Source organism: Enterobacter hormaechei subsp. xiangfangensis (assembly GCF_001729785.1).
GTDB classification, from domain to species: Bacteria; Pseudomonadota; Gammaproteobacteria; order Enterobacterales; family Enterobacteriaceae; genus Enterobacter; species Enterobacter hormaechei_C.
On sequence record NZ_CP017183.1, the window covers coordinates 279510 to 304401 of the forward strand.

A 24892-nucleotide genomic window follows, 5' to 3' on the forward strand; every position below is an offset into this window, starting at 1 on the left:
CGATTTTCAGCCTGATACAGATTAACAGAATTTGCCTGGCGGCTTTAGCGCGGTGGTCCCACCTGACCCCATGCCGAACTCAGAAGTGAAACGCCGTAGCGCCGATGGTAGTGTGGGGTCTCCCCATGTGAGAGTAGGGAACTGCCAGGCATCAAACAAGAAGAACCCCGTACCGTAAGGTGCGGGGTTTTTTGCTTTTGTTTTTCTCCCTCTCCCTGTGGGAGAGGGCCGGGGTGAGGGCATCAAACCGCACCGTCCCCTCCTTGAAACTTTCTCACCTTACGCTTGCAGGCTCGACATTAACCCCGTTTCTGGGTATCGTTAGCTGTCTGGATGTCTAAACGTTTATACGTATGCTGTGAGGATTTAAGGTTATGCCGATTCGGGTGCAGGACGAGCTACCAGCCGTCAATTTCTTGCGTGAAGAGAATGTCTTCGTAATGACAACTTCGCGTGCTTCTGGTCAGGAAATTCGCCCGCTGAAGGTGCTGATCCTTAATTTGATGCCAAAGAAGATCGAAACAGAGAACCAGTTCCTGCGTTTGCTCTCCAACTCTCCGCTTCAGGTTGATATCCAGCTGCTGCGCATTGACGCGCGTGAGTCACGCAACACGCCTGCTGAGCATCTGAATAACTTCTACTGTAATTTTGAAGATATTCGCGATGAGAATTTCGATGGGCTGATCGTCACCGGCGCACCGCTGGGTCTGGTGGAATTTAATGACGTTGCCTACTGGCCACAGATCAGGCAGGTGCTGGAGTGGGCAAAAGATCACGTCACGTCCACCTTATTTGTCTGTTGGGCGGTACAGGCCGCACTGAATATCCTCTATGGCATTCCCAAGCAAACCCGCAGCGACAAACTTTCTGGCGTATACGAACACCACATTCTTCACCCGCATGCGCTGCTGACGCGTGGTTTCGATGACACTTTCCTGGCCCCGCATTCTCGCTACGCCGATTTTCCGGCACAGCTGATCCGCGATTATACCGACCTGGAAATCCTGGCCGAAACGGAAGACGGCGATGCCTACCTGTTCGCCAGTAAAGACAAACGCATCGCGTTCGTTACCGGCCATCCTGAGTACGATCCGCATACCCTCGCGGCAGAGTATTTTCGTGACGTTGAAGCAGGTCTGAATCCGGACGTCCCGTACAACTATTTCCCGAAAAACGATCCACAAAACACGCCTCGGGCAACATGGCGTAGTCATGGAAATTTGCTGTTTACCAACTGGCTCAACTATTACGTCTACCAGATTACGCCGTACGATCTTCGCCACATGAATCCGACGCTGGAGTAATCGTCTGCATTAAACGATCCTAAAGCGTTTCAGCTATTCAGATCAGGCACCTTCGGGTGCCTTTTTTATTTCCGAAATCCTGTTCAACATACCAGGAAACTTTAACTCTATATTAATCATTAAGTTGCGTTGCAATTAAAATTAAAATGGAAATTGTTTTTGATTTTGGAAAATTTATAGATAGTCTTAATTCTGCTGAGCGAAAACTACACAACGATCTTTCGCTCACATCGGGGGCGTGATTTTGGATCTTTGATGAGGAGCAGAACGATGACTCAACAGGCAACAACGGTCGATGAACTGACCTTTACCCAGCCGAATGGTGAGCAAGAACAGCAAGTTTTGACGGCAGAAGCGGTAGAGTTTCTGACTGAACTGGTGACTCGCTTTACGCCACAGCGTAATAAACTGCTGGCGGCGCGCATTCACCAACAGCAGGGGATCGATAACGGCAAGTTGCCAGGATTTATTTCGGAAACTGCTTCCATTCGTCATGGTGATTGGAAAATCCGCGGAATCCCTGAAGATTTACAGGATCGTCGTGTGGAGATCACCGGCCCGGTAGAGCGCAAAATGGTGATCAACGCCATGAATGCCAACGTCAAAGTCTTTATGGCCGATTTTGAAGACTCGCTGGCACCGGACTGGCAGAAAGTTATCGACGGGCAGATCAACCTGCGCGACGCCGTCAATGGCACCATCAGCTATACCAACGAAGCCGGTAAAATTTACCAGCTCAAACCGAATCCGGCGGTGCTGATCTGTCGCGTACGCGGTCTGCATTTGCCAGAAAAACACGTCACCTGGCGCGGAGAAGCGATTCCGGGCAGCCTGTTCGACTTTGCGCTGTACTTCTTCCACAACCATAAGAACCTGCTGGCGAAAGGCAGCGGCCCCTATTTCTATCTGCCGAAAACCCAGTCCTGGCAGGAAGCGGCGTGGTGGAGTGAAGTTTTCAGCTACGCAGAAGACCGCTTCAGCCTGCCGCGCGGCACCATTAAGGCCACGCTGCTGATTGAAACCCTGCCTGCCGTATTCCAGATGCATGAGATCCTCCATGCGCTGCGTGACCATATTGTGGGCCTGAACTGCGGCCGTTGGGATTACATCTTCAGCTACATCAAAACCCTGAAAAACCATGCCGACCGGGTATTGCCGGATCGTCAGGTTGTCACCATGGATAAACCGTTCCTCAGCGCCTACTCGCGCCTGCTGATTAAGACCTGCCACAAACGCGGCGCCTTTGCGATGGGCGGTATGGCGGCGTTTATCCCGAGCAAAGACGCAGAGCGTAACAATCAGGTGCTCAACAAGGTGAAAGCCGATAAAGAGCTGGAAGCCCGTAATGGCCACGACGGGACGTGGATTGCCCATCCTGGTCTGGCCGATACGGCGATGGAAGTCTTTAACCGCGTACTCGGCGACAACAAAAACCAGCTGTTTGTCACCCGTGAAGACGATGCGCCAATCGCAGAAGAACAGTTGCTGGCGCCGTGTGCGGGCGAACGCACGGAAGAGGGGATGCGCGCCAACATTCGCGTCGCCGTGCAGTACATCGAGGCATGGATCTCAGGCAACGGCTGCGTGCCGATCTACGGCCTGATGGAAGATGCCGCCACGGCGGAAATTTCACGTACCTCCATCTGGCAGTGGATCCACCATCAAAAAACGCTCAGCAACGGCAAACCGGTAACCAAAGCCCTGTTCCGTCAGATGCTGGCCGAAGAGATGCGGGTCATCCAGGACGAACTGGGCGAGCACCGCTTCAGCAGTGGGCGTTTTGACGATGCTGCACGTCTGATGGAGCAAATCACCACCTCTGATGACTTAATCGACTTCCTGACCCTGCCGGGCTACCGCTTCCTGGCGTAATTCACCACATAACAATATGGAGCATCTGCACATGAAAACCCGTACCCAACAGATCGAAGAGTTACAAAAAGAGTGGACCCAACCGCGCTGGGAAGGCATTCGCCGTCCGTACAGCGCAGAAGAAGTGGTGAAGTTACGCGGCTCGGTTAATCCGGAATGTACGCTGGCGCAGAACGGCGCGGCGAAAATGTGGGATCTGCTGCATGGGGGAGCTAAAAAAGGCTATATCAACAGCCTCGGCGCACTGACTGGCGGTCAGGCATTGCAGCAGGCGAAGGCCGGCATTGAAGCTATCTATCTTTCCGGCTGGCAGGTCGCGGCGGATGCTAACCTTGCCTCCAGCATGTATCCGGATCAATCTCTTTATCCGGCGAACTCGGTGCCGTCAGTGGTGGATCGGATCAACAATACCTTCCGCCGTGCGGATCAGATCCAGTGGGCCGCGGGTATCGAACCCCACGATCCGCGTTTTATAGACTATTTCCTGCCGATCGTCGCCGATGCGGAAGCCGGTTTCGGCGGCGTGCTGAACGCCTTTGAGCTGATGAAATCCATGATTGAGGCCGGTGCAGCGGCCGTTCACTTTGAAGATCAACTGGCGTCGGTCAAGAAGTGCGGGCATATGGGCGGGAAAGTGCTGGTACCAACCCAGGAAGCGATCCAAAAGCTGGTTGCCGCGCGTCTGGCTGCTGACGTGCTCGGCGTGCCGACGCTGGTGATTGCCCGTACCGATGCTGATGCGGCGGACCTGATCACCTCTGACTGCGATCCGTACGACAGCGAATTTATTACCGGCGAGCGCACCAGCGAGGGGTTCTATCGCACGCATGCCGGTATCGAACAGGCCATCAGCCGCGGTCTGGCCTATGCCCCTTACGCTGACCTAGTCTGGTGTGAAACCTCCACGCCGGATCTGGCGCTGGCGAAGCGTTTTGCCGATGCGATTCATGCGAAGTATCCGGGCAAGCTGCTGGCCTATAACTGTTCGCCGTCCTTCAACTGGCAAAAGAATCTGGACGATACCACCATCGCCAGCTTCCAGCAGCAGCTGTCGGATATGGGCTACAAGTACCAGTTCATCACCCTGGCGGGTATCCACAGCATGTGGTTCAACATGTTCGACCTGGCGCACGCCTACGCGCAGGGCGAAGGCATGAAGCACTATGTTGAGAAGGTGCAGCAGCCAGAATTTGCGGCAGGCAAAGAGGGATATACCTTCGTTTCGCACCAGCAGGAAGTGGGAACCGGCTACTTCGATAATGTGACCACGATTATTCAGGGCGGGGCCTCCTCCGTCACGGCATTAACGGGCTCAACGGAAGAAGCACAGTTCTAATCTTTTCCCCCTCTCCCCCCTCGGGGAGAGGGTTGGGGTGAGGGGGAATATATGTCGCGTGGTCTGGAATTACTGATTGCCCAAACTATTTTGCAGGGCTTCGATGCCCAGTATGGCCGCTTTCTGGAAGTCACCTCCGGCGCGCAACAGCGTTTTGAGCACGCCGACTGGCATGCGGTTCAGCAGGCCATGAAGCAGCGTATCCATCTTTATGATCACCATGTAGGTCTGGTGGTGGAGCAACTGCGCTGTATCACCGACGGTAAAAGCCCGGATGCGGATTTTTTACTGCGCGTGAAAGAGCATTACACCCATCTGTTACCCGACTACCCGCGCTTCGAGATTGCGGAGAGCTTTTTCAACTCCGTCTATTGCCGGTTATTTGACCACCGCTCATTATCTCCTGAGCGGTTATTTATCTTCAGCTCCCAGCCGGAGCGCCGCTTCCGTACCATTCCGCGTCCGCTGGCGAAAGATTTCTTTCCCGATCGCGGCTGGGAAAAGCTCCTGCACCGCGTCTTAACGGATTTGCCGCTGCGCCTGCCGTGGGAGAATAAACCCCGGGATATCGGCTATATCCACGCGTATCTCAGTGAAACCTTCGGCGAGGAGGTGCTCAGCCGCAGCCATTTGCAGGTTGCCAACGAGCTTTTCTACCGGAATAAGGCCGCCTGGCTGGTGGGCAAACTGGTTACGCCGACAGCCATCGTGCCGTTTCTGCTGCCCATTCACCGTACCGACGACGGCGAACTGTTTGTCGATACCTGCCTGACTACCAGCGCTGAGGCCAGTATCGTATTTGGCTTCGCCCGTTCCTATTTCATGGTCTATGCCCCACTGCCTGCCGCCCTGGTGGAGTGGCTGCGCGAGATCCTGCCGGGCAAAACCACCGCCGAGCTGTACATGGCGATTGGCTGTCAGAAGCATGCCAAAACGGAAAGTTATCGGGAATACCTGCGTTATGTCACCACGGCTGATGAGCAGTTTATCGAAGCGCCGGGGATCCGCGGCATGGTGATGCTGGTTTTCACACTGCCGGGCTTCGACCGCGTGTTTAAGGTGATTAAGGATAAATTCGCCCCGCAGAAGGAGATGAGCGCCGCGCACGTTCGCGCCTGCTATCAGCTGGTTAAAGAGCACGATCGTGTCGGGCGAATGGCCGATACCCAGGAGTTTGAAAACTTTGTGCTGGATAAGCAGCAGATCGATCCGTCGCTGATGTCGCTGCTAATGCAGGAAGCGCCGACGAAAATTACCGATCTTGGCGATAAGATTGCGATTAGCCATCTCTATATCGAACGCCGGATGGTGCCGTTAAATATCTGGCTGGAGCAGTCCGAAGGCCAGGCTTTACGAGACGCCATTGAAGAGTACGGCAATGCGATTCGCCAGCTCGCCGCCGCCAATATTTTCCCCGGCGACATGCTGTTTAAAAACTTCGGCGTCACCCGTCACGGGCGGGTGGTGTTCTACGATTACGATGAAATTTGCTACATGACCGAGGTGAACTTCCGCGATATCCCACCGCCCCGCTACCCGGAAGATGAGCTTTCCAGCGAGCCGTGGTACAGCGTATCGCCGGGCGATGTGTTTCCGGAGGAGTTTCGCCACTGGCTGTGTGCCGACCCGCGCATCGGGCCGTTATTTGAAGAGATGCATGCCGATCTGTTCCGCGCCAGCTACTGGCGCGGGCTGCAAACGCGGATCAAAAACGGACACGTGGAAGATGTCTACGCTTACCGCCGCAAGCAGCGGTTTTGCATCCGCTTTTCTCCCTCTCCCTGTGGGAGAGGGCCGGGGTGAGGGCATCAGGCGGCAATGCACGTTTAACGAATCCCACCATACGCCAGCGTCACCTCTTTCGCGGCCTTAATCACCATCGCGCCCAGCTCGGTGACGCGGTCGTCGGTCATGCGTGAAATCGGCCCGGAGATGGAGATGGCGGCAAACGGCTCGCGGTGCTCGTCAAAAATGCAGGACGCGAGGCAGCGCAGCCCGAGGGCATGTTCTTCGTCATCAAACGAATAGCCGCGCTTGCGGGTTAGAGCCAGATCTTCTTTCAGATGCACGGGCGACACCAGCGTGGCGTGGGTATAGGCGTGCAGCCCTTTACGGTGCAGCAGCCCCGTTACCTGCTCTTCGCTCAGCTGCGAGAGAAACGCTTTCCCTGCGCCAGAGGCGTGCATTGGCAGCTTGCCGCCAATCGGTGCGGACATGCGCATCAGCTGCGTACACTGCACCTGGTCGATAATAATCGCCTGGTGATCGCTCTGATCCAGTACGGCCAGGTTTACCGTCTCGCCGGACTCCTCCATCAGCTTGCGCAGAATCGGGTGGACAATCGCCAGCAGGTTGCGGCTTTGCAGGAAGCTGCTGCCGACAATAAACGCATGCGCCCCCACCGCCCAGTGTCCCAGCTCGCCCACCTGACGCACGAAGCCGAGCTGCTGCATGGTGGTCAGCAGACGGTGCGTGGTGGAGTTCGGCAGGCCAGCCTGCTGCGCCAGCTCCGTCAGGGCCACGCTGCCGTGCGATTCGGCTATCCATTCCAGCAGCTTCAGGCCGCGCGTCAGGGATTGAACCTGTCCGCCAGGTTGTGCAGCGGTGGTTGCAGCAGGTTTTCTGCCGCGTTTAGCGGGAACGGTCGTAACCATGACGAACTCCTTTTTCTGTATCGTGGAAATCATTTTCGTTTTATTTGGTGGTTTTGCAACCGCTTTCCTGACTGATCGGAGGAGTGATAGTGAACATGTCTCATGTTACCGCTGAGCGACTTTTCCACCCTGCGAGATTGTGCCAGTATGGAACGCAGCCTTTTGGCCTTGTTGAGCGTTGTCGGGAGCAAGTGTGAGCAGCAAAGTAGAGCAACTGCGTGCGCAGTTAAATGAACGAATTCTGGTGCTGGACGGCGGCATGGGCACCATGATCCAGGGTTATCGCCTGAGCGAAGACGATTTCCGCGGCGAGCGCTTTGCCGACTGGCCTTGTGACCTGAAAGGGAACAACGACCTGCTGGTGCTCAGCAAGCCGTCCGTGATCAAGGATATCCACAACGCCTACTTCGAAGCGGGTGCGGATATCGTTGAAACCAACACCTTTAACTCGACAACCATCGCCATGGCGGATTACCAGATGGAATCCCTGTCGGCGGAGATCAACTTTGAAGCCGCAAAGCTTGCGCGCGCCTGCGCCGACGAGTGGACGGCCCGCACGCCGGACAAGCCGCGCTACGTTGCCGGGGTGCTTGGCCCAACCAACCGCACCGCGTCGATTTCACCGGACGTCAACGACCCGGCGTTTCGTAATATCACCTTTGACCAGCTGGTTGTTGCCTACCGTGAATCGACCAGAGCGCTGGTGGAAGGCGGTTCCGATCTGATCCTGATTGAAACGGTATTCGACACTCTCAACGCCAAGGCCGCGGTTTACGCGGTGAAAGAGGAGTTCGAGGCGCTGGGCGTCGACCTGCCGATCATGATTTCCGGTACCATCACCGATGCCTCGGGGCGCACGCTTTCCGGCCAGACAACCGAAGCGTTTTATAACTCTCTGCGCCATGCCGAAGCGCTCTGCTTCGGCCTGAACTGCGCGCTGGGGCCGGACGAGCTGCGCCAGTACGTGCAGGAGCTTTCGCGCATCGCAGAGTGCTACGTCACCGCCCACCCGAACGCCGGTCTGCCGAACGCGTTCGGTGAGTATGATCTGGATGCCGACACCATGGCGGCGCAAATCCGCGAGTGGGCCGAATCTGGCTTCCTCAACATCGTCGGCGGCTGCTGCGGCACCACGCCGGAGCATATCGCCGCCATGAGCCGCGCCGTCGCCGGGCTTCCACCGCGCAAGCTACCCGAGCTTCCGGTAGCCTGTCGTCTGTCCGGCCTGGAGCCGTTGACCATCGGCGACGACAGCCTGTTTGTGAACGTGGGTGAGCGTACAAACGTCACCGGCTCCGCGAAGTTCAAGCGCCTGATCAAAGAAGAGAAGTACAGCGAAGCGCTGGATGTTGCTCGCCAGCAGGTGGAAAGCGGCGCGCAGATTATCGATATCAACATGGACGAGGGGATGCTCGACGCCGAAGCGGCGATGGTGCGTTTCCTCAACCTGATTGCCGGTGAGCCGGATATCGCCCGCGTGCCGATCATGATTGACTCCTCCAAATGGGACGTCATCGAAAAAGGGCTGAAGTGCATTCAGGGCAAAGGCATCGTTAACTCTATCTCAATGAAAGAGGGGGTCGATACCTTTATCCACCACGCGAAGCTGGTGCGTCGCTACGGGGCCGCCGTGGTGGTGATGGCCTTCGATGAAGTGGGTCAGGCCGATACCCGCGAGCGCAAGATTGAGATTTGCCGCCGCGCGTACAAAATTTTGACCGAAGAGGTGGGCTTCCCGCCGGAAGACATCATCTTCGACCCGAACATCTTCGCCGTCGCGACCGGCATCGAAGAGCACAACAACTACGCCCAGGACTTCATCGGCGCGTGTGAAGACATTAAACGCGAACTGCCGCATGCGCTGATCTCCGGCGGCGTGTCAAACGTCTCGTTCTCGTTCCGCGGCAACGACCCGGTTCGTGAGGTGATCCACGCCGTGTTCCTCTATTATGCCATCCGCAACGGGATGGACATGGGGATCGTCAACGCCGGCCAGCTGGCAATTTACGACGATCTGCCAGCCGAGCTGCGCGACGCCGTAGAAGACGTGATCCTCAATCGTCGTGACGACGCCACCGAACGCATGCTGGATCTGGCGGAAAAATACCGCGGCAGTAAATCTGACGAATCAGCCAACGTTCAACAGGCCGAATGGCGCTCCTGGGATGTGAATAAGCGTCTGGAATACTCGCTGGTAAAAGGCATTACCGAGTTTATCGAGCAGGATACTGAGGAAGCGCGTCAGCAGGCCGCCCGTCCGATTGAAGTGATCGAAGGGCCGCTGATGGACGGCATGAACGTGGTCGGCGATCTGTTTGGCGAGGGCAAAATGTTCCTGCCGCAGGTGGTGAAATCCGCCCGCGTCATGAAACAGGCGGTGGCGTATCTGGAACCCTTTATCGAAGCCAGCAAAGAGAAGGGCTCCAGTAACGGTAAAATGGTCATCGCCACCGTGAAGGGCGACGTACACGACATCGGCAAAAACATCGTTGGCGTGGTGTTGCAGTGTAATAACTACGAAATTATCGATCTTGGCGTGATGGTCCCGGCGGATAAAATCCTCAGGACCGCGCGCGAAGTGAATGCGGATTTGATTGGTCTTTCCGGGCTGATTACGCCGTCGCTGGACGAAATGGTCAACGTGGCAAAAGAGATGGAGCGCCAGGGCTTCACCATTCCACTGCTGATTGGCGGGGCAACCACCTCGAAAGCCCACACGGCGGTGAAAATCGAGCAGAACTACAGCGGGCCGACGGTGTATGTCCAAAACGCCTCGCGCACCGTGGGCGTGGTCTCCGCGCTGCTGTCCGACACCCAGCGCGATGACTTTGTCGCCCGCACCCGCAAAGAGTATGAAACCGTCCGCATTCAGCATGGACGTAAGAAACCGCGCACGCCGCCGGTTTCGCTTCAGGCGGCGCGCGAAAACGATCTGGCGTTCGACTGGTCCAGCTATACGCCGCCGGTCGCACACCGTCTGGGCGTGCAGGACGTGACGGCCAGCATCGAAACGCTGCGTAACTACATCGACTGGACGCCGTTCTTCATGACCTGGTCGCTGGCCGGCAAATACCCGCGCATTCTTGAAGATGAGGTGGTGGGCGAAGAGGCGAAGCGCCTGTTTAAAGATGCTAACGATATGCTCGACAGGCTGAGCGCAGAGAAAGCCCTCAACCCGCGCGGCGTGGTGGGGCTGTTCCCGGCGAACCGCGTGGGCGACGACGTGGAAATCTACCGCGATGAAACCCGCACCCATGTGCTGGCCGTGAGCCACCATCTGCGCCAGCAAACCGAGAAAGTGGGCTTTGCCAACTACTGCCTGGCGGATTTCGTCGCACCGAAACTCTCCGGTAAAGCCGACTATATCGGCGCCTTTGCCGTAACCGGCGGTCTGGAAGAAGACGCGCTGGCGGATGCGTACGACGGGCAGCACGATGATTACAACAAAATCATGGTGAAAGCGATTGCCGATCGCCTGGCGGAAGCCTTTGCCGAGTATCTGCACGAGCGCGTACGTAAGGTGCACTGGGGCTACGCGGCGAATGAGAACCTCAGCAACGAGGAGCTGATCCGCGAAAACTACCAGGGCATTCGTCCGGCACCGGGGTATCCGGCGTGTCCGGAACATACCGAGAAGGGCACTATCTGGAAACTGCTCGACGTGGAAGCGCATACGGGCATGAAACTTACCGAGTCGTTCGCCATGTGGCCGGGCGCGTCCGTTTCCGGCTGGTATTTCAGCCACCCGGACAGCAAGTACTTCGCCGTGGCACAGCTTCAGCGCGATCAGATTGAGGATTACGCTCTGCGTAAAGGCATGAGCGTGTCAGAGGTGGAACGCTGGCTGGCGCCTAATTTAGGCTACGACGCAGACTAACGTCACTTTTCCTTACAACAAACAGGGCACCGCTATGGTGCCTTGTCTCTTTCTTACGTTTAAACCCTTATACTGAACCTCAGGAAAACGAATAACGATAAGGAGGAATGCCTACCGTGTTGACGTTGTTACACCTGCTCTCCGCAGTCGCACTGCTGGTATGGGGCACCCATATCGTTCGTACCGGCGTGATGCGTGTGTTTGGCGCACGTTTACGTACCGTTCTCAGCGGCAGCGTTGAGAAGAAGCCGCTCGCCTTCTGCGCGGGTATTGGCGTCACGGCGCTGGTGCAAAGCAGCAACGCCACCACCATGCTCGTCACCTCGTTCGTGGCGCAGGATCTGGTGGCGCTCGCCCCGGCGCTGGTGATTGTCCTGGGCGCCGACGTCGGTACCGCGCTGATGGCGCGTATCCTGACGTTCGATCTCTCCTGGCTGTCGCCGCTGCTGATTTTTATCGGCGTCATTTTCTTCCTCGGCCGTAAGCAAAGCCGTGCCGGGCAGCTTGGCCGCGTCGGTATTGGCCTCGGGCTGATCCTGCTGGCGCTGGAGTTGATTGTGCAGGCTGTCACGCCGATCACCCAGGCCAACGGTGTACAGGTCATCTTCGCCTCGTTAACCGGCGATATTATGCTGGATGCGCTGATCGGCGCGGTATTTGCCATCGTCAGCTACTCCAGCCTGGCAGCGGTCCTGCTGACGGCGACCTTAACCGCCGCAGGGGTCATTTCCTTCCCGGTGGCGCTGTGCCTGGTGATCGGAGCCAACCTCGGCTCTGGCCTGCTGGCGATGCTCAACAACAGCGCCGCCAACGCTGCCGCCCGCCGGGTGGCACTGGGGAGTTTGCTCTTTAAGCTGGTGGGCAGCCTGATTATTCTGCCGTTTGTGCACCCGCTGGCGAACCTGATGGACAATCTCTCTCTGCCGAAAGCGGAGCTGGTGATCTACTTCCACGTCTTCTACAACCTGGTGCGCTGTCTGGCGATGGTGCCGTTTGCCGCGCCGATGGCCCGCTTCTGCGAGCGGCTAATTCGTGATGAACCGGAGCTGGACGCGCGCCTTAAACCGAAGCATCTGGACACCTCTGTGCTGGACACGCCCGCGCTGGCCATCGCCAATGCCGCCCGCGAAACGCTGCGCATGGGTGACGCGATGGAAACCATGCTGGAAGGGTTGCAAAAGGTGATGCACGGCGAGCCGCGCGAAGAAAAAGAGTTGCGCAGGCTGGCGGACGATATCAACGTGCTGTATACCGCCATCAAGCTCTATCTGGCGCGGATCCCCCAGGACGAGCTGGCGGAAGAGGAATCCCGCCGCTGGGCGGAAATCATTGAGATGTCGCTTAACCTGGAGCAGGCTTCGGATATTGTCGAGCGTATGGGCAGTGAAATCGCGGACAAATCCCTGGCAGCACGTCGGGCGTTTTCTGTGGAAGGGCTGAAGGAGCTGGAAGCGCTGCACGAACAGCTGGTCAGCAACCTGAAGCTGGCGATGTCGGTCTTCTTCTCCAGCGACGTGCCGAGCGCGCGCCGCCTGCGCCGCAACAAGCATCGTTTCCGCATCCTTAATCGCCGCTACTCGCACGCCCACGTTGAGCGTCTGCATCAGCAGAACGTGCAGAGTATCGAAACCAGCTCGCTCCACCTGGGGCTGCTGGGCGATATGAAACGTCTCAACTCGTTGTTCTGCGCGGTGGCGTACAGCGTGATGGAGCAACCGGATGAAGACGACGAGCGGGATGAGTATTAATCCCCAGAGGGTTTGATTGTTAACCCAAGGCCCAATGCTTTCATGACCGCCAGCGTGGTTTTGAGCGTTGGGTTCCCCTTATCACTGAATGATCGATACAGTTGTTCTCGTGACAGGCCCGTTTGCTGGGAAATGGTCGACATCCCTTTCGCTCGGGCGATGACGCCCAGCGCTTTAGCAATGTACGCTGAGTCACCCGTCTCTAATGCATCAGCCATAAACACAGCGATTTCCTCGTCATCCACCAGTGCGTTGGCTGGATCGTAGGGTGTTAATTTATGCATGCTCATTCACTCCTGCCATTGGGATACATTGCTCAGCATTTTTGCCATAAGTATGTCTCTGGCCTGGCTGCTTTTGTCACCACCACATAACAGCACGATGATGCAATTGCCCTGGTCCTTAAAATAGACTCTGTAGCCCGGGCCAAAGTGGATCCTCAGTTCACTGATACCTTCCCCCACGGGTCTAATGTCGCCCGCTAAGCCATTTGCCAGCCTAAAGAGGCGGGAAGCGATAATCGTCTTTGCCCGCCTGTCCTTTAAATTTTGCTCCCAGCGTCGGAAGGATTCTGTCTGAACGATCTCCTTCATATTACTCCCTGTGATTTATAAACTACAAGCAATTGTCTCTGGAGAGTAAAGCTAAAAGGAGTTAGCTCAAGGATAAATAGCCTGACGCTAAATCCTGAAAGCGTCTCGCAAACTAAAAAACCCGTCTCAGTAACCGTCGGCTAATCTTTTTTTCCAGCCCAAACCTAAGGTATATTTCGCCCTTCACAGGAGAAACTATGCTGCCAACTCAATCAACCCGATTAAACAAATACATTAGCGAGAGCGGGATCTGCTCACGTCGCGAGGCTGACCGTTACATTGAACAGGGTAACGTGTTTCTTAACGGCAAACGCGCCACCATTGGTGATCAGGTGGTACCTGGCGATGTGGTGAAAGTGAATGGTCAGGTCATCGAACCGCGTGATGCCGAAGACCTGGTGTTTATCGCGTTGAACAAACCGGTTGGGATTGTCAGCACCACGGAAGATGGCGAGCGGGACAACATTGTTGATTTCGTGAACCACAGCAGCCGCATTTTCCCGATTGGCCGTCTGGATAAAGACTCTCAGGGGCTGATTTTCCTCACCAACCACGGCGATCTGGTCAACAAAATTCTGCGTGCCGGTAACGACCACGAGAAAGAGTACATCGTGACGGTGAACAAGCCGGTGACGGACGAGTTCATTCGCGGGATGGGCGCAGGCGTGCCGATTCTGGGCACCGTGACGAAGAAGTGTAAAGTCAGAAAAGAGGCGCCGTTTGCCTTCCGCATTACCCTGGTGCAGGGCTTAAACCGCCAGATCCGCCGCATGTGCGAGTATTTTGGTTATGAAGTGACGAAGCTGGAACGCACGCGCATCATGAACGTCAGCCTGTCCGGGATCCCGCTGGGCGAGTGGCGTGACTTAACGGACGACGAGCTGATCGAGCTGTTCAAACTTATCGAAAACTCCTCGTCCGAGGCGAAGCCGAAAGCTAAAGCCAAACCGAAAACGCAGACGATTAAGCGTCCGGTGGTGAAGGCACCGCAGGCGGAAGAGAAAGGGCGGGGCAAGCCGGGCAACGGAAAACGCTTTACCCAGCCGGGGCGCAAAAAGAAAGGGCGCTAATTAGCGCCTTCCACGGGTTGATGTATTGGCGGACCAGGAAAAGGTCGCCTCTGCATCCGGCTTATAAGCCTGCTCTTTTTTCAGCTTGCGGGCTTTTTTCGCCGCAGCCTCACGTTGCGCCATCAGCTTGTCGATGTACTCTTTTTTAACCTGATTGGTTTCGGCGTTCGTCAGCGTGCGGCCATGCGCGATGCGGGCGCGGTCGAGAAGCGTTTTAAGTTCGCGCTGCTCGGCTTCGGTCATGTCTTTCTGGGTCAAACGTGGTGTAGCCATTGCTGAAGCCTCCTGATGGGGAGGCTTCAGTGTAAAGCAAGCCGGGACAATTAACCCTGTTTCACCGCATCTTTTTTCGGTTGGTCATCAATCGGCTTACCGGACCAGTACCCTGCTAACAGCGAACCGGACAGGTTATGCCAGACGGAGAACAGCGCCCCCGGTAGCGCTGCCAGCGGTGAGAAGTAAATTTTACCCAGCGCCGCCGCCAGGCCGGAGTTCTGCATCCCCACTTCGATCGCCAGCGTGCGGCAGGTGGATTCGTCAAAGCCAAACAGCTTCCCGCCCCAGTAACCGCCCAGCAGACCAATAGTGTTATGCAGCACAACCGCGACGATCACCACAAAGCCCACCGAAGCAATGTGCGATGCGGAACCGGCTACCACGGCGCTGATAATGGCCAGTATGCAGATCATCGAAAACGCGGGCAGATACGGCTCAACCGCTTTCACCACCCGCGGGAAGAGATGGTGGATCACCAGCCCCAGCGCAATCGGGATCACCACGATTTGCAGGATGCTGAGCAGCATGCCCATCACGTCCACCTGGATATGCGCGTCGACATACAGGCGGGTTAACAGAGGCGTGGCAATCACGCCCACCAGCGTGGAAACGGACGAGATGGTGACGGAAAGCGCCACGTCGCCTTTCGCCAGATAGATCATGACGTTAGATGCCGTGCCGCTGGCAACGCTCCCCACCAGCACCATCCCGGCGGAAAGGTCGGGCGGCATCTTAAAGGCCATCGCCAGCAGCCAGGCCGCGAGCGGCATCACCAGGTAGTGCAGGAAAATCCCTGCGGCAACCGGCGCCGGGCGAGACAGCACGCGTTTGAAATCGTCAATTTTCAGATGCACGCCCATGCCGAACATAATCAGCATCAGCAGCGTGGTGACCCACGGACCAATGCCCGTGAACGTGGCAGGAGTGTAATACGCGAGTACAGAGAGCAGCAGCGCCCATAACGGGAACAGCCGGGTGATAGCGGAGAGCATAGTGAATTCCTTGCAGTATTGTCGTGTTGTTTTGTTATAAAAAAGCCGGGTCTGTGCCCGGCTTATCGATATTGTTTAACGTGCTAACGAATTTTATTCAAACAAATTCTGATGAAGTTTCTGCACGACCTGCTCGGCCTGATCGGCAGGGACCAGGAAGCAGAGGTTGTAGCTGGATGCACCGTAGCAGATCATGCGGATATTGAACGGGTCGAGCACGCCGAACACCTCTTTACCCACGCCACAGGCGCGCGACAGCTTGTTGCCGATGATGGCCACCAGCGCCAGGTCTTCTTCTACTTCCACACGGCACAACTCGGAAAGCTCAATCAGCAGCGACTGCGTCAGCAGGGTATCACCCGTTGAGGTTGAACCGGTGGTGTCCAGCGTCAGCGCAATACTCACTTCGGAAGTGGTAATCAAATCTACAGAGATATTGTGGCGCGCCAGGATGCCAAACACTTCTGCCAGGAAGCCGCGGGAATGCAGCATATTATGGCTGTGCAGGGTAACCAGCGTCTGCTTACGACGCAGGGCCAGCGCGCGGAACAGCGGCGGGTTCTCGGTTTTCTTGCAGACCAGCGTCCCGCCCGCCTTTGGATCTTTACTTGAGCCAACGAAGACCGGAATGTCGCTGCGCACGGCGGGCAGCAGCGTGGCCGGGTGCAGCACTTTCGCGCCGAAAGTCGCCATTTCAGCCGCTTCTTCAAAGGCGATCACGTCAATACGTTTTGCCGCAGAGACCACGCGCGGGTCGGTGGTGTAGATTCCCGGCACGTCCGTCCAGATATCCACGCGGGTGGCGTGCAGGGCTTCGCCCAGCAGCGCGGCGGTGTAGTCGCTACCGCCACGGCCCAGCGTGGTTGTGCGCCCTTTGGCTTCGCTGCCGATAAAGCCCTGGGTGATCACTATGCCTTCATTCAGGCGCGGGGCAAGCTGCTGGTTAGTCAGCTCAGCCAACGCTTCCACGTCCGGCTCGGCGCGGCCAAAGCGGTCGCTGGTGCGCATCACTTTACGCACGTCGAACCACTGCGCCTGAATATTGCGCTCGCGCATGATCTCAACGAACAGCAGGGTAGACATTAGTTCACCGTGGCTGACCAGCTCATCGGTCAGGGCGGTAGAGGTTGCCAGCGACGCGGCTTCGGCCAGAGTGGTGATATTTTCCAGCAGGCGTTCCACTTCCTCACGAATGACGTTCGGGTTTTGCAGACGCTCGAGAATGTCGAACTGAATTTTGCGCAGTGCATCCAGCTTCACGAAACGCTCGGTCGCTTCCAGTCCTTCAGACAGAGAAACCAGCAGGTTCGTCACGCCGGCTGAGGCGGAAAGTACCACCAGGCGGGTATTCGGATCGGCCAGCACCACATCGGCGCTGCGGTTCATGGCATCGTAGTCTGCCACACTGGTGCCGCCAAACTTGGCGACCACAAAACTCGTCATAACAACCTCGTGTCAGGGAATGAATAGAGCGACCTTGGCACAAGAATGAAGCGAGAACAGGTGCAGGCGCAAAATACGGCCCTATAAATAAAATGCGGGGGAGGTCCTGTCAATGCTGGGATTATGCGGATTTTTCATGGGGGGGTACCCCTCAGAAACAGGACTTATAACAGGCCCATATTTTATGCTCCTTTTTACCCCTTTTTGACCAACATTTCGCCACGCCGGAAGGGCGCGACAGCAGCTATACTTTTCGGGTCTTTTCACCTGCGTTTGATGCAGACCAGGGCAATGGCATAAAAACCATCACAATTTTTATTTGCAGGCGCTACAATCGACCGCAGTCACAATTCTCAAATCAGAAGAGTATTGCTATGAAAAACATCAACCCAACGCAGACCGCTGCATGGCAGGCACTACAGAAACATTTTGATGAAATGAAAGACGTCACCATCGCGGATCTGTTCGCGAAAGATGCCGATCGTTTCAGCAAGTTTTCCGCCACCTTCGATGACCTGATGCTGGTGGATTTCTCCAAGAACCGTATCACCGAAGAGACGCTGGCGAAGCTGCAAGATCTGGCGAAGGAGACTGAGCTGGCAGATGCCATCAAATCCATGTTCTCCGGTGAGAAGATCAACCGCACCGAAGACCGTGCCGTGCTGCACGTGGCGCTGCGCAACCGTAGCAATACTCCAATTATCGTTGACGGCAAAGATGTGATGCCGGAAGTGAACGCGGTGCTGGAAAAGATGAAAACCTTCTCCGAAGCGATCATCTCAGGTAGCTGGAAAGGCTACACCGGCAAAGCGATCACCGACGTCGTAAACATCGGTATCGGCGGCTCTGACCTCGGCCCGTTCATGGTGACCGAGGCGCTGCGCCCGTACAAAAACCACCTCAACATGCACTTCGTGTCCAACGTCGATGGGACCCACATCGCTGAAGTGCTGAAAAAGGTGAACCCGGAAACCACGCTGTTCCTGGTGGCGTCTAAAACCTTCACCACTCAGGAAACCATGACCAACGCCCACAGCGCGCGCGACTGGTTCCTGAAAACCGCGGGTGACGAAAAGCACGTGGCGAAACACTTCGCGGCGCTGTCCACCAACGGTAAAGCGGTGGGTGAGTTCGGCATTGATACGGCGAACATGTTCGAGTTCTGGGACTGGGTTGGCGGCCGCTACTCTCTGTGGTCTGCAATCGGCCTGTCCATCATTCTGTCCGTCGGCTTCGACAATTTCGTTGAGCTGCTCTCCGGTGCGCACGCGATGGACAAACACTTCTCCACCACCGCGCCTGAGAAAAACCTGCCGGTACTGCTGGCGCTGATCGGGATCTGGTACAACAACTTCTTCGGCGCTGAAACCGAAGCGATTCTGCCGTACGACCAGTACATGCACCGCTTTGCGGCCTACTTCCAGCAGGGCAACATGGAATCCAACGGCAAGTACGTTGACCGTAACGGCAACGCGGTGGATTACCAGACTGGCCCAATCATCTGGGGCGAGCCGGGCACCAACGGTCAGCACGCGTTCTACCAGCTGATCCACCAGGGCACCAAAATGGTACCGTGCGATTTCATCGCCCCGGCGATTACGCACAACCCGCTGTCCGACCACCATCCGAAGCTGCTGTCTAACTTCTTCGCCCAGACCGAAGCGCTGGCGTTCGGTAAATCCCGCGAGGTGGTTGAGCAGGAGTACCGTGATCAGGGTAAAGATCCGGCAACGCTGGAGCACGTGGTGCCGTTTAAAGTGTTCGAAGGCAACCGTCCAACTAACTCCATCCTGCTGCGCGAAATCACGCCGTTCAGCCTGGGGGCGCTGATTGCCCTCTACGAGCACAAAATCTTCACTCAGGGCGCTATTCTGAACATCTTCACCTTTGACCAGTGGGGCGTAGAGCTGGGCAAACAGCTGGCAAACCGCATTCTGCCAGAGCTGGGTGACGATAAAGCGATCGACAGCCACGACAGCTCCACCAATGGTCTGATTAACCGTTATAAAGCCTGGCGTGCGTAATAAATATGTCATGAACAATGCCGGCGATATGCCGGCATTTTTTTATCGGATAATTCCTGATGTCTGTTAGTTATCTCAAATTCTGAATCTGAGTTTAATCCGAAAAAGACGGTAACCCCGTTAATTGCTGAGGTTTATTTTAAGAAAATACGGAGTGGTGCTTTAATGTTCTTATATTATAAATGTTTGATTTATAGTGATTATATATTTCCTTGATTCTTTTTTCCTTCCATTTTTAACCATTAGTCTGAAAACCTCATCCCTATTTACCCCCACGGTAAACCCACTGCTTTAGTTGTGTATACTCGAATCCGCCTGAATTTCTTTTCGGGCAAATCTCCATTCATTCATTGAAGGGAAATTGTTATGAAGAAAGTACTGTATGGCATTTTTGCCATATCTGCGCTTGCGGCGACGTCTGTCTATGCAGCTCCGGTCCAGGTCGGGGAAGCAGCAGGGTCGGCAGCGACGTCTGCGTCTGCGGGGAGTTCTACCGCAGCCAGCACCAGCGCCGTAAGTTCAGCCGTGGGTGTCGCGCTGGCGGCAACCGGTGGCGGTGATGGCTCCAATACCGGAACCACGACCACTACGACGACCAGCACCCAGTAATACCGGGTGTTTTAATCATAACCACACTTCGGTGTGGTTATTTCGCCCCTTCGGAGAAGAGTCGTGAAGCGACCTGCAATCATCCTGATTTGCCTGCTGTTGCAGGCGTGCTCAGCTACCACCAAAGGGCTGGGCCACTCACTGTGGGACAGCATGTTCGGCACGCCGGGCGTGCATCTGACCGATGACGAACTTCAGAACATGCCGTATGCCAGCCAGTACATGCAGCTAAACGATGGTCCGCAACTGTTTGTGGTGCTCGCTTTCGATGAAAACGGGCAGCAGAAATGGGTGACGCAGGATCAGGCCACCATCGTGACGCAGCATTCCCGCATCGTGAAAACGTTGCTCGGCGGCGACAACCTGCTTGAGGTGAACAACCTGGCTGAAGATCCGCTCATCAAGCCGAATCAGATTGTCGATGGCGCAAGCTGGACGCGCACGATGGGCTGGACCGAGCACAAACAGGTGCGCTACGCCACGGCCCGCTCCACCTTCCGCTGGGACGGTACGGACAGTGTCAAAGTGGGCAGCGACGAAACGCAGGTGCGCGTGCTGGATGAAGAGGTGACAACCGATCAGGCCACCTGGCATAACCGCTTCTGGGTGGACGAAGAGGGGCAAATCCGCCAGTCCTTGCAGTATCTCGGTGCCGGTTTCTTCCCGGTGAAGACCACCCTGATCAAGGCGGCGAAATCATGAAAATGTTCATCCACATTGCGCTTCTCGCCAGCCTGGCCTCGCCGCTGGCGTGGTCTGCGGGAACGGTACAGGTCTACACCCCGGACAGCGAAAAACCTAAAACCTTAACCAATGCCGGGCATCTGCTCGATCTGGTGGGGCAGCCGAGGCTGGCGAAAAGCTGGTGGGCCGGGGCGGTTATCAGCGAGCGTCAGGCGACGATTGTAGCGGAACAAAAACATCAGGCGCTGCTCGCCCGACTGAGCGGGCTGGCACAACAGGAAGATGCCGACGATGCCGCGGCTATTACTAGCCTGCGTCAGCAGCTTCAGGCGGTTAAGGTGACGGGGCGCCAGAAGGTGAATCTCGATCCCGACGAAGTGCGTGTCGCGGAAAACGGCAATCCGTCGCTGGAAGGGGACTATACCCTGTGGCTTCCGGCTCAGCCTTCCACCGTCACCGTGATGGGGCTTCTCAGCAGCCCTGGCAAAAAGCCGTTTACGCCGGGCCGGGACGTGGCGAGCTATCTCGACGAGCAAAGTCTGCTCAGCGGAGCGGATAAAAGCTATGCCTGGGTGGTCTATCCGGACGGGCATACGCAGAAAGCGCCGGTGGCTTACTGGAATAAACGCCATATCGAACCTATGCCGGGCAGCATCATTTTTGTCGGTTTTGCCGACCATTTCTGGACGAAAGCGTATGACGGGCTTAATGCCGATATCCTTCGCTCCCTGATACAGCGGATACCGGAATAATGAAAAAAACCTATCTCTACAGCATGCTTGCACTGTGCGTGAGTGCCGCCTGTCATGCAGAAACGTATCCGGCACCCATCGGCCCGTCGCAGTCCGATTTTGGCGGCGTGGGCTTACTGCAAACCCCAACCGCGCGTATGGCCCGCGAGGGGGAAATCAGCCTTAACTATCGCGATAACGATCAGTACCGTTACTACTCTGCGTCCGTACAGCTGTTCCCCTGGCTGGAGACCACGCTGCGCTACACCGACGTGCGTACAAAACAGTACAGCAGCGTAGACGCTTTCTCCGGCGATCAGACCTACAAAGACAAAGCCTTCGACGTGAAGCTGCGTCTGTGGGAAGAGAGTTACTGGATGCCGCAGGTCTCCGTTGGTGCGAAAGACATTGGCGGGACCGGCCTGTTTGACGCGGAATACATCGTGGCCAGCAAAGCCTGGGGACCGTTTGATTTCTCACTCGGTCTGGGATGGGGCTATCTGGGTACCAGCGGCAACGTCAAAAATCCGTTCTGCTCCTACAGTGATAAATACTGCTACCGTGATAACAGCTACCAGAAAGCGGGCTCCATCAACGGCGACCAGATGTTCCACGGCCCGGCCTCGCTGTTTGGTGGTGTAGAGTATCAAACGCCATGGCAGCCGCTGCGCCTGAAGCTGGAGTACGAAGGTAATAACTACAGCGAAGATTTTGCCGGCAAAATTGAGCAGAAGAGCAAGTTTAACGTCGGCGCCATTTACCGCGTCACCGACTGGGCCGACGTTAACCTCAGCTATGAGCGCGGTAATACCCTGATGTTTGGCTTTACCCTGCGCACTAACTTTAACGACATGCGGCCGCACTATAATGACAACCCGCGGCCAAAATATCAGCCGGAGCCGCAGGATGCGATCATTCAGCACTCCGTGGTAGCGAACCAGCTGACGCTGCTGAAATATAACGCGGGCCTGGCGGATCCGAAGATCCAGACCAAAGGCGATACGCTGTATGTTACCGGCGAGCAGGTGAAATACCGCGACTCCCGCGAAGGGATCGAGCGCGCCAACCGGATCGTCATGAACGATCTGCCGGAGGGGATCCGCACGATCCGCGTGACGGAGAACCGCCTGAATCTGCCGCAGGTCACCACCGAAACCGATGTTGCCAGCCTTAAGCGTCATCTTGAAGGCGAACCGCTCGGGCATGAAACCGAGCTGGTGCAAAAACGCGTTGAGCCGGTGGTGCCGGAAACCACCGAGCAGGGCTGGTATATCGATAAATCGCGCTTCGATTTCCATATCGATCCGGTGCTGAACCAGTCCGTGGGTGGGCCGGAAAACTTCTATATGTATCAGCTGGGCGCGATGGCGACGGCGGATCTGTGGGTGACCGACCACCTGTTGACCACCGGTAGTCTGTTCGGCAACATTGCCAACAACTACGACAAATTTAACTACACCAACCCGCCGAACGATTCAAAACTGCCGCGCGTGCGTACCCGCGTTCGTGAATATGTGCAGAACGATATCTACGTGAATAACCTCCAGGCCAACTACTTCCAGTATTTCGGCAACGGCTTCTACGGCCAGGTTTACGGTGGCTATCTGGAAACCATGTTCGGCGGCGCCGGGGCAGAAGTGCTTTATCGTCCTGTCGACAGCAACTGGGCGTTTGGGGTTGATGCCAACTACGTGAAACAGCGTGACTGGCGCAGCGCGCAGGACATGATGAAGTTCACCGACTACAGCGTCAAAACCGGCCACCTGACCGCCTACTGGACGCCGTCGTTCGCGCAGGACGTGCTGGTAAAAGCCAGCGTCGGCCAGTATCTGGCGGGCGATAAGGGCGGCACGCTGGATATCTCCAAACACTTTGACAGCGGCGTTGTGGTGGGCGGCTATGCCACCATCACCAACGTTTCGCCAGACGAGTACGGGGAAGGGGACTTCACCAAAGGGGTGTACGTGTCGATTCCGCTGGATCTGTTCTCATCAGGCCCAACCCGCAGCCGTGCGGCAGTGGGCTGGACGCCGCTGACGCGCGACGGCGGTCAGCAGCTTGGACGTAAATTCCAGCTGTATGATATGACCAGCGATAAGAACATTAACTTCCGCTGATGCTTCACGCCGGGCGGCACTGCGTTTGCCCGGCCTACGGTTTTTGTAGGCCCGGTAAGCGCAGCGCCACCGGGCGAATGCGCCAAACATAAACAAAAAATATAGATCCCCGTCACATTTTTGCGTTATACAGGAACCTCGCCCTGGAGAATGAGGTGCTGTATGACATCCCTGACTCGTCCGCGCGTTGAGTTTATCTCAACGATACTCCAGACCGTACTGAACCTCGGTCTGCTGAGCCTTGGCCTGATCCTGGTCGTTTTTCTGGGTAAAGAGACGGTGCATCTGGCGGATGTGCTCTTTGCTCCTGAGCAAACCAGCAAATACGCACTGGTGGAAGGCCTGGTGGTCTACTTTCTCTACTTTGAATTTATCGCCCTGATTGTGAAGTACTTTCAGTCCGGCTTTCACTTCCCGCTGCGCTATTTTGTCTACATTGGCATCACCGCCATTGTGCGGCTGATCATCGTCGATCATAAATCCCCGCTCGACGTGCTGATCTACTCGGCGGCGATCCTGCTGCTGGTGATCACCCTCTGGCTGTGCAACTCAAAGCGGCTAAAACGCGAATAAAAAAAGGGCGCTCCGAAGAGCGCCTAACAACAGTCACAAGTTGGTTCAATACAATACGTCTAAAGTTGAGGGTTGCAGTGGCATAACAAATGAAACTTAACCTTTCACACCGCCCGCCGTCAGGCCGTTGACCAGCCAGCGCTGGGCCAGCAGGAACACCACGGTAATCGGGATGGCAGAGAGGACGGCCGCCGCGGCAAAGTCGCCCCACAGGTAGTTTTGCGGGTTGAGATACTGCTGCATACCGACGGCCAGGGTGTAGCTGTTTACATCGCGCAGTAACAGAGAGGCGACCGGTACTTCGGTGATCGCCGCGATAAACGACAGAATAAACACCACCGCCAGAATCGGCACCGACAACGGCAGCAGCACCAGGCGGAACGCCTGCCACGGTGTCGCGCCATCCAGTGCCGCCGCTTCTTCCAGCGAGCCGTCGATGGTTTCGAAATAGCCTTTAATGGTCCACACGTGCAGGGCGATACCGCCGAGATAGGCGAAGATCACGCCGCCGTGAGTGTTCAGGCCAATGAACGGCACGTACTGGCCCAGACGGTCAAACAAGGCATATAACGCCACCAGCGACAGTACGGCCGGGAACATCTGGAAAATCAGCATCCCTTTCAGCAGGGTCGCTTTGCCCGGAAAACGCATACGGGCGAAGGCGTAAGCACAGGTGGTGGAGAGCGTCACGATGCCGATGGCTGTGATGGTTGCCACCTTCACCGAGTTCCACAGCCACAGCAGCACCGGGAACGGCGGCGGCGTGACGCGGCCATCCGCGTGTTCCACGCTGAAGCCCAGCGCGAGCTTCCAGTGCTCCCAGGAGATTTCGTCCGGGATCAGGCTCCCGGTGGCGAAGTTCCCCGAACGCAGGGATATGGCGATAACCATCAGCAGCGGGAACATGATCGCCGCGATGAAAATCAGCAGGCCTAAGTGCGTCGCGAGGAGGCGCAGTTTCTGAGATTTGGGTTGTACCATTGCCATGT

General features: G+C 56.4%; 20 protein-coding genes and 1 rRNA gene. 14 read left to right on the forward strand and 7 right to left on the reverse strand.

Annotation, left to right across the window (positions count from 1 at the left end):
* The first annotated feature begins 34 nt into the window (after positions 1-34).
* The 5 genes from rrf to aceK all read left to right on the forward strand — a co-directional run bounded on the left by rrf (position 35) and on the right by aceK (position 6315).
* A 5S ribosomal RNA gene (gene rrf / locus BFV63_RS01365) occupies positions 35-150 on the forward strand.
* Between the two features lie 224 nt (positions 151-374).
* Positions 375-1304 (forward strand): homoserine O-acetyltransferase MetA, encoded by a 930-nt coding sequence (gene metA, locus BFV63_RS01370; protein ID WP_003860360.1) that lies wholly within the window; start codon positions 375-377, stop codon positions 1302-1304.
* 270 nt (positions 1305-1574) lie between these two features.
* Positions 1575-3176, forward strand: coding sequence for a malate synthase A (gene aceB / locus BFV63_RS01375; protein ID WP_045331332.1), 1602 nt, complete (start codon positions 1575-1577; stop codon positions 3174-3176).
* 31 nt (positions 3177-3207) lie between these two features.
* Complete coding sequence (gene aceA / locus BFV63_RS01380) at positions 3208-4512, forward strand: isocitrate lyase (RefSeq protein ID WP_003860356.1); 1305 nt, start codon at positions 3208-3210, stop codon at positions 4510-4512.
* 51 nt (positions 4513-4563) lie between these two features.
* Positions 4564-6315: a bifunctional isocitrate dehydrogenase kinase/phosphatase gene (gene aceK / locus BFV63_RS01385; protein WP_048241554.1), complete on the forward strand. Its 1752-nt coding sequence runs from the start codon at positions 4564-4566 to the stop codon at positions 6313-6315.
* A gap of 23 nt (positions 6316-6338) precedes the next feature.
* Here the strand turns inward: aceK and iclR are convergent, their stop codons facing one another.
* Positions 6339-7166, reverse strand: a complete 828-nt coding sequence (gene iclR, locus BFV63_RS01390) for a glyoxylate bypass operon transcriptional repressor IclR (protein ID WP_003860353.1) — start codon at positions 7164-7166, stop codon at positions 6339-6341.
* A 193-nt stretch (positions 7167-7359) separates the two neighbouring features.
* Between iclR and metH the strand changes: the two genes are divergently transcribed.
* Positions 7360-11043 carry a methionine synthase gene (gene metH / locus BFV63_RS01395; RefSeq protein ID WP_048241552.1) on the forward strand — a complete coding sequence of 1228 codons (3684 nt, stop codon included), beginning with the start codon at positions 7360-7362 and terminating at the stop codon, positions 11041-11043.
* 116 nt (positions 11044-11159) lie between these two features.
* Positions 11160-12791, forward strand: a complete 1632-nt coding sequence (locus tag BFV63_RS01400) for a Na/Pi cotransporter family protein (RefSeq protein ID WP_003860350.1) — start codon at positions 11160-11162, stop codon at positions 12789-12791.
* Here the strand turns inward: BFV63_RS01400 and BFV63_RS01405 are convergent.
* Both BFV63_RS01405 and BFV63_RS01410 read right to left on the reverse strand, forming a co-directional pair.
* Complete coding sequence (locus BFV63_RS01405; protein ID WP_022650216.1) at positions 12788-13075, reverse strand: addiction module antidote protein; 288 nt, start codon at positions 13073-13075, stop codon at positions 12788-12790. The genes BFV63_RS01400 and BFV63_RS01405 overlap by 4 nt on opposite strands.
* 6 nt (positions 13076-13081) lie before the next feature.
* Positions 13082-13384, reverse strand: coding sequence for a type II toxin-antitoxin system RelE/ParE family toxin (locus tag BFV63_RS01410; protein ID WP_023315213.1), 303 nt, complete (start codon positions 13382-13384; stop codon positions 13082-13084).
* 197 nt (positions 13385-13581) lie between these two features.
* On the opposite strand from BFV63_RS01410, the gene rluF reads away from it, so the two are divergent.
* Positions 13582-14454: a 23S rRNA pseudouridine(2604) synthase RluF gene (rluF, locus tag BFV63_RS01415; RefSeq protein ID WP_045346556.1), complete on the forward strand. Its 873-nt coding sequence runs from the start codon at positions 13582-13584 to the stop codon at positions 14452-14454.
* Here the strand turns inward: rluF and BFV63_RS01420 are convergent, their stop codons facing one another.
* The 3 genes from BFV63_RS01420 to lysC form a co-directional block, all read right to left on the reverse strand.
* Positions 14455-14727 (reverse strand): YjbD family protein, encoded by a 273-nt coding sequence (locus BFV63_RS01420; protein ID WP_003860346.1) that lies wholly within the window; start codon positions 14725-14727, stop codon positions 14455-14457.
* A gap of 50 nt (positions 14728-14777) precedes the next feature.
* Positions 14778-15722, reverse strand: coding sequence for a ketopantoate/pantoate/pantothenate transporter PanS (gene panS, locus BFV63_RS01425; protein WP_022650218.1), 945 nt, complete (start codon positions 15720-15722; stop codon positions 14778-14780).
* A 93-nt stretch (positions 15723-15815) separates the two neighbouring features.
* Entirely contained in the window at positions 15816-17165 is a 1350-nt protein-coding gene (gene lysC / locus BFV63_RS01430) for a lysine-sensitive aspartokinase 3 (protein ID WP_045895713.1), read from the reverse strand.
* 374 nt (positions 17166-17539) lie between these two features.
* Between lysC and pgi the strand changes: the two genes are divergently transcribed.
* From pgi to psiE, 6 genes are all read left to right on the forward strand, one after another.
* Complete coding sequence (pgi, locus tag BFV63_RS01435; RefSeq protein WP_003860343.1) at positions 17540-19189, forward strand: glucose-6-phosphate isomerase; 1650 nt, start codon at positions 17540-17542, stop codon at positions 19187-19189.
* A 366-nt stretch (positions 19190-19555) separates the two neighbouring features.
* The gene (gene yjbE, locus BFV63_RS01440) at positions 19556-19798 is read left to right on the forward strand and encodes an exopolysaccharide production protein YjbE (RefSeq protein WP_003860341.1); all 243 of its coding nucleotides are present in this window, start codon (positions 19556-19558) and stop codon (positions 19796-19798) included.
* 63 nt (positions 19799-19861) lie between these two features.
* On the forward strand, positions 19862-20500 hold the full coding sequence (locus BFV63_RS01445) for a YjbF family lipoprotein (RefSeq protein ID WP_003860339.1): 639 nt from the start codon (positions 19862-19864) through the stop codon (positions 20498-20500).
* A complete protein-coding gene (locus tag BFV63_RS01450) occupies positions 20497-21234 on the forward strand; it encodes a capsule biosynthesis GfcC family protein (protein ID WP_048241549.1) in 738 nt (245 codons plus the stop codon). The genes BFV63_RS01445 and BFV63_RS01450 overlap by 4 nt, the downstream gene beginning before the upstream one ends.
* A complete protein-coding gene (locus tag BFV63_RS01455; RefSeq protein ID WP_003860333.1) occupies positions 21234-23330 on the forward strand; it encodes a YjbH domain-containing protein in 2097 nt (698 codons plus the stop codon). Before BFV63_RS01450 ends, BFV63_RS01455 begins: the two co-directional genes overlap by 1 nt.
* A gap of 162 nt (positions 23331-23492) precedes the next feature.
* Entirely contained in the window at positions 23493-23903 is a 411-nt protein-coding gene (psiE, locus tag BFV63_RS01460; RefSeq protein ID WP_000202963.1) for a phosphate-starvation-inducible protein PsiE, read from the forward strand.
* Between the two features lie 96 nt (positions 23904-23999).
* Here psiE and malG read toward each other — a convergent pair whose 3' ends face one another.
* Positions 24000-24890, reverse strand: a complete 891-nt coding sequence (gene malG, locus BFV63_RS01465; RefSeq protein ID WP_003860332.1) for a maltose ABC transporter permease MalG — start codon at positions 24888-24890, stop codon at positions 24000-24002.
* Positions 24891-24892 lie beyond the last annotated feature (2 nt).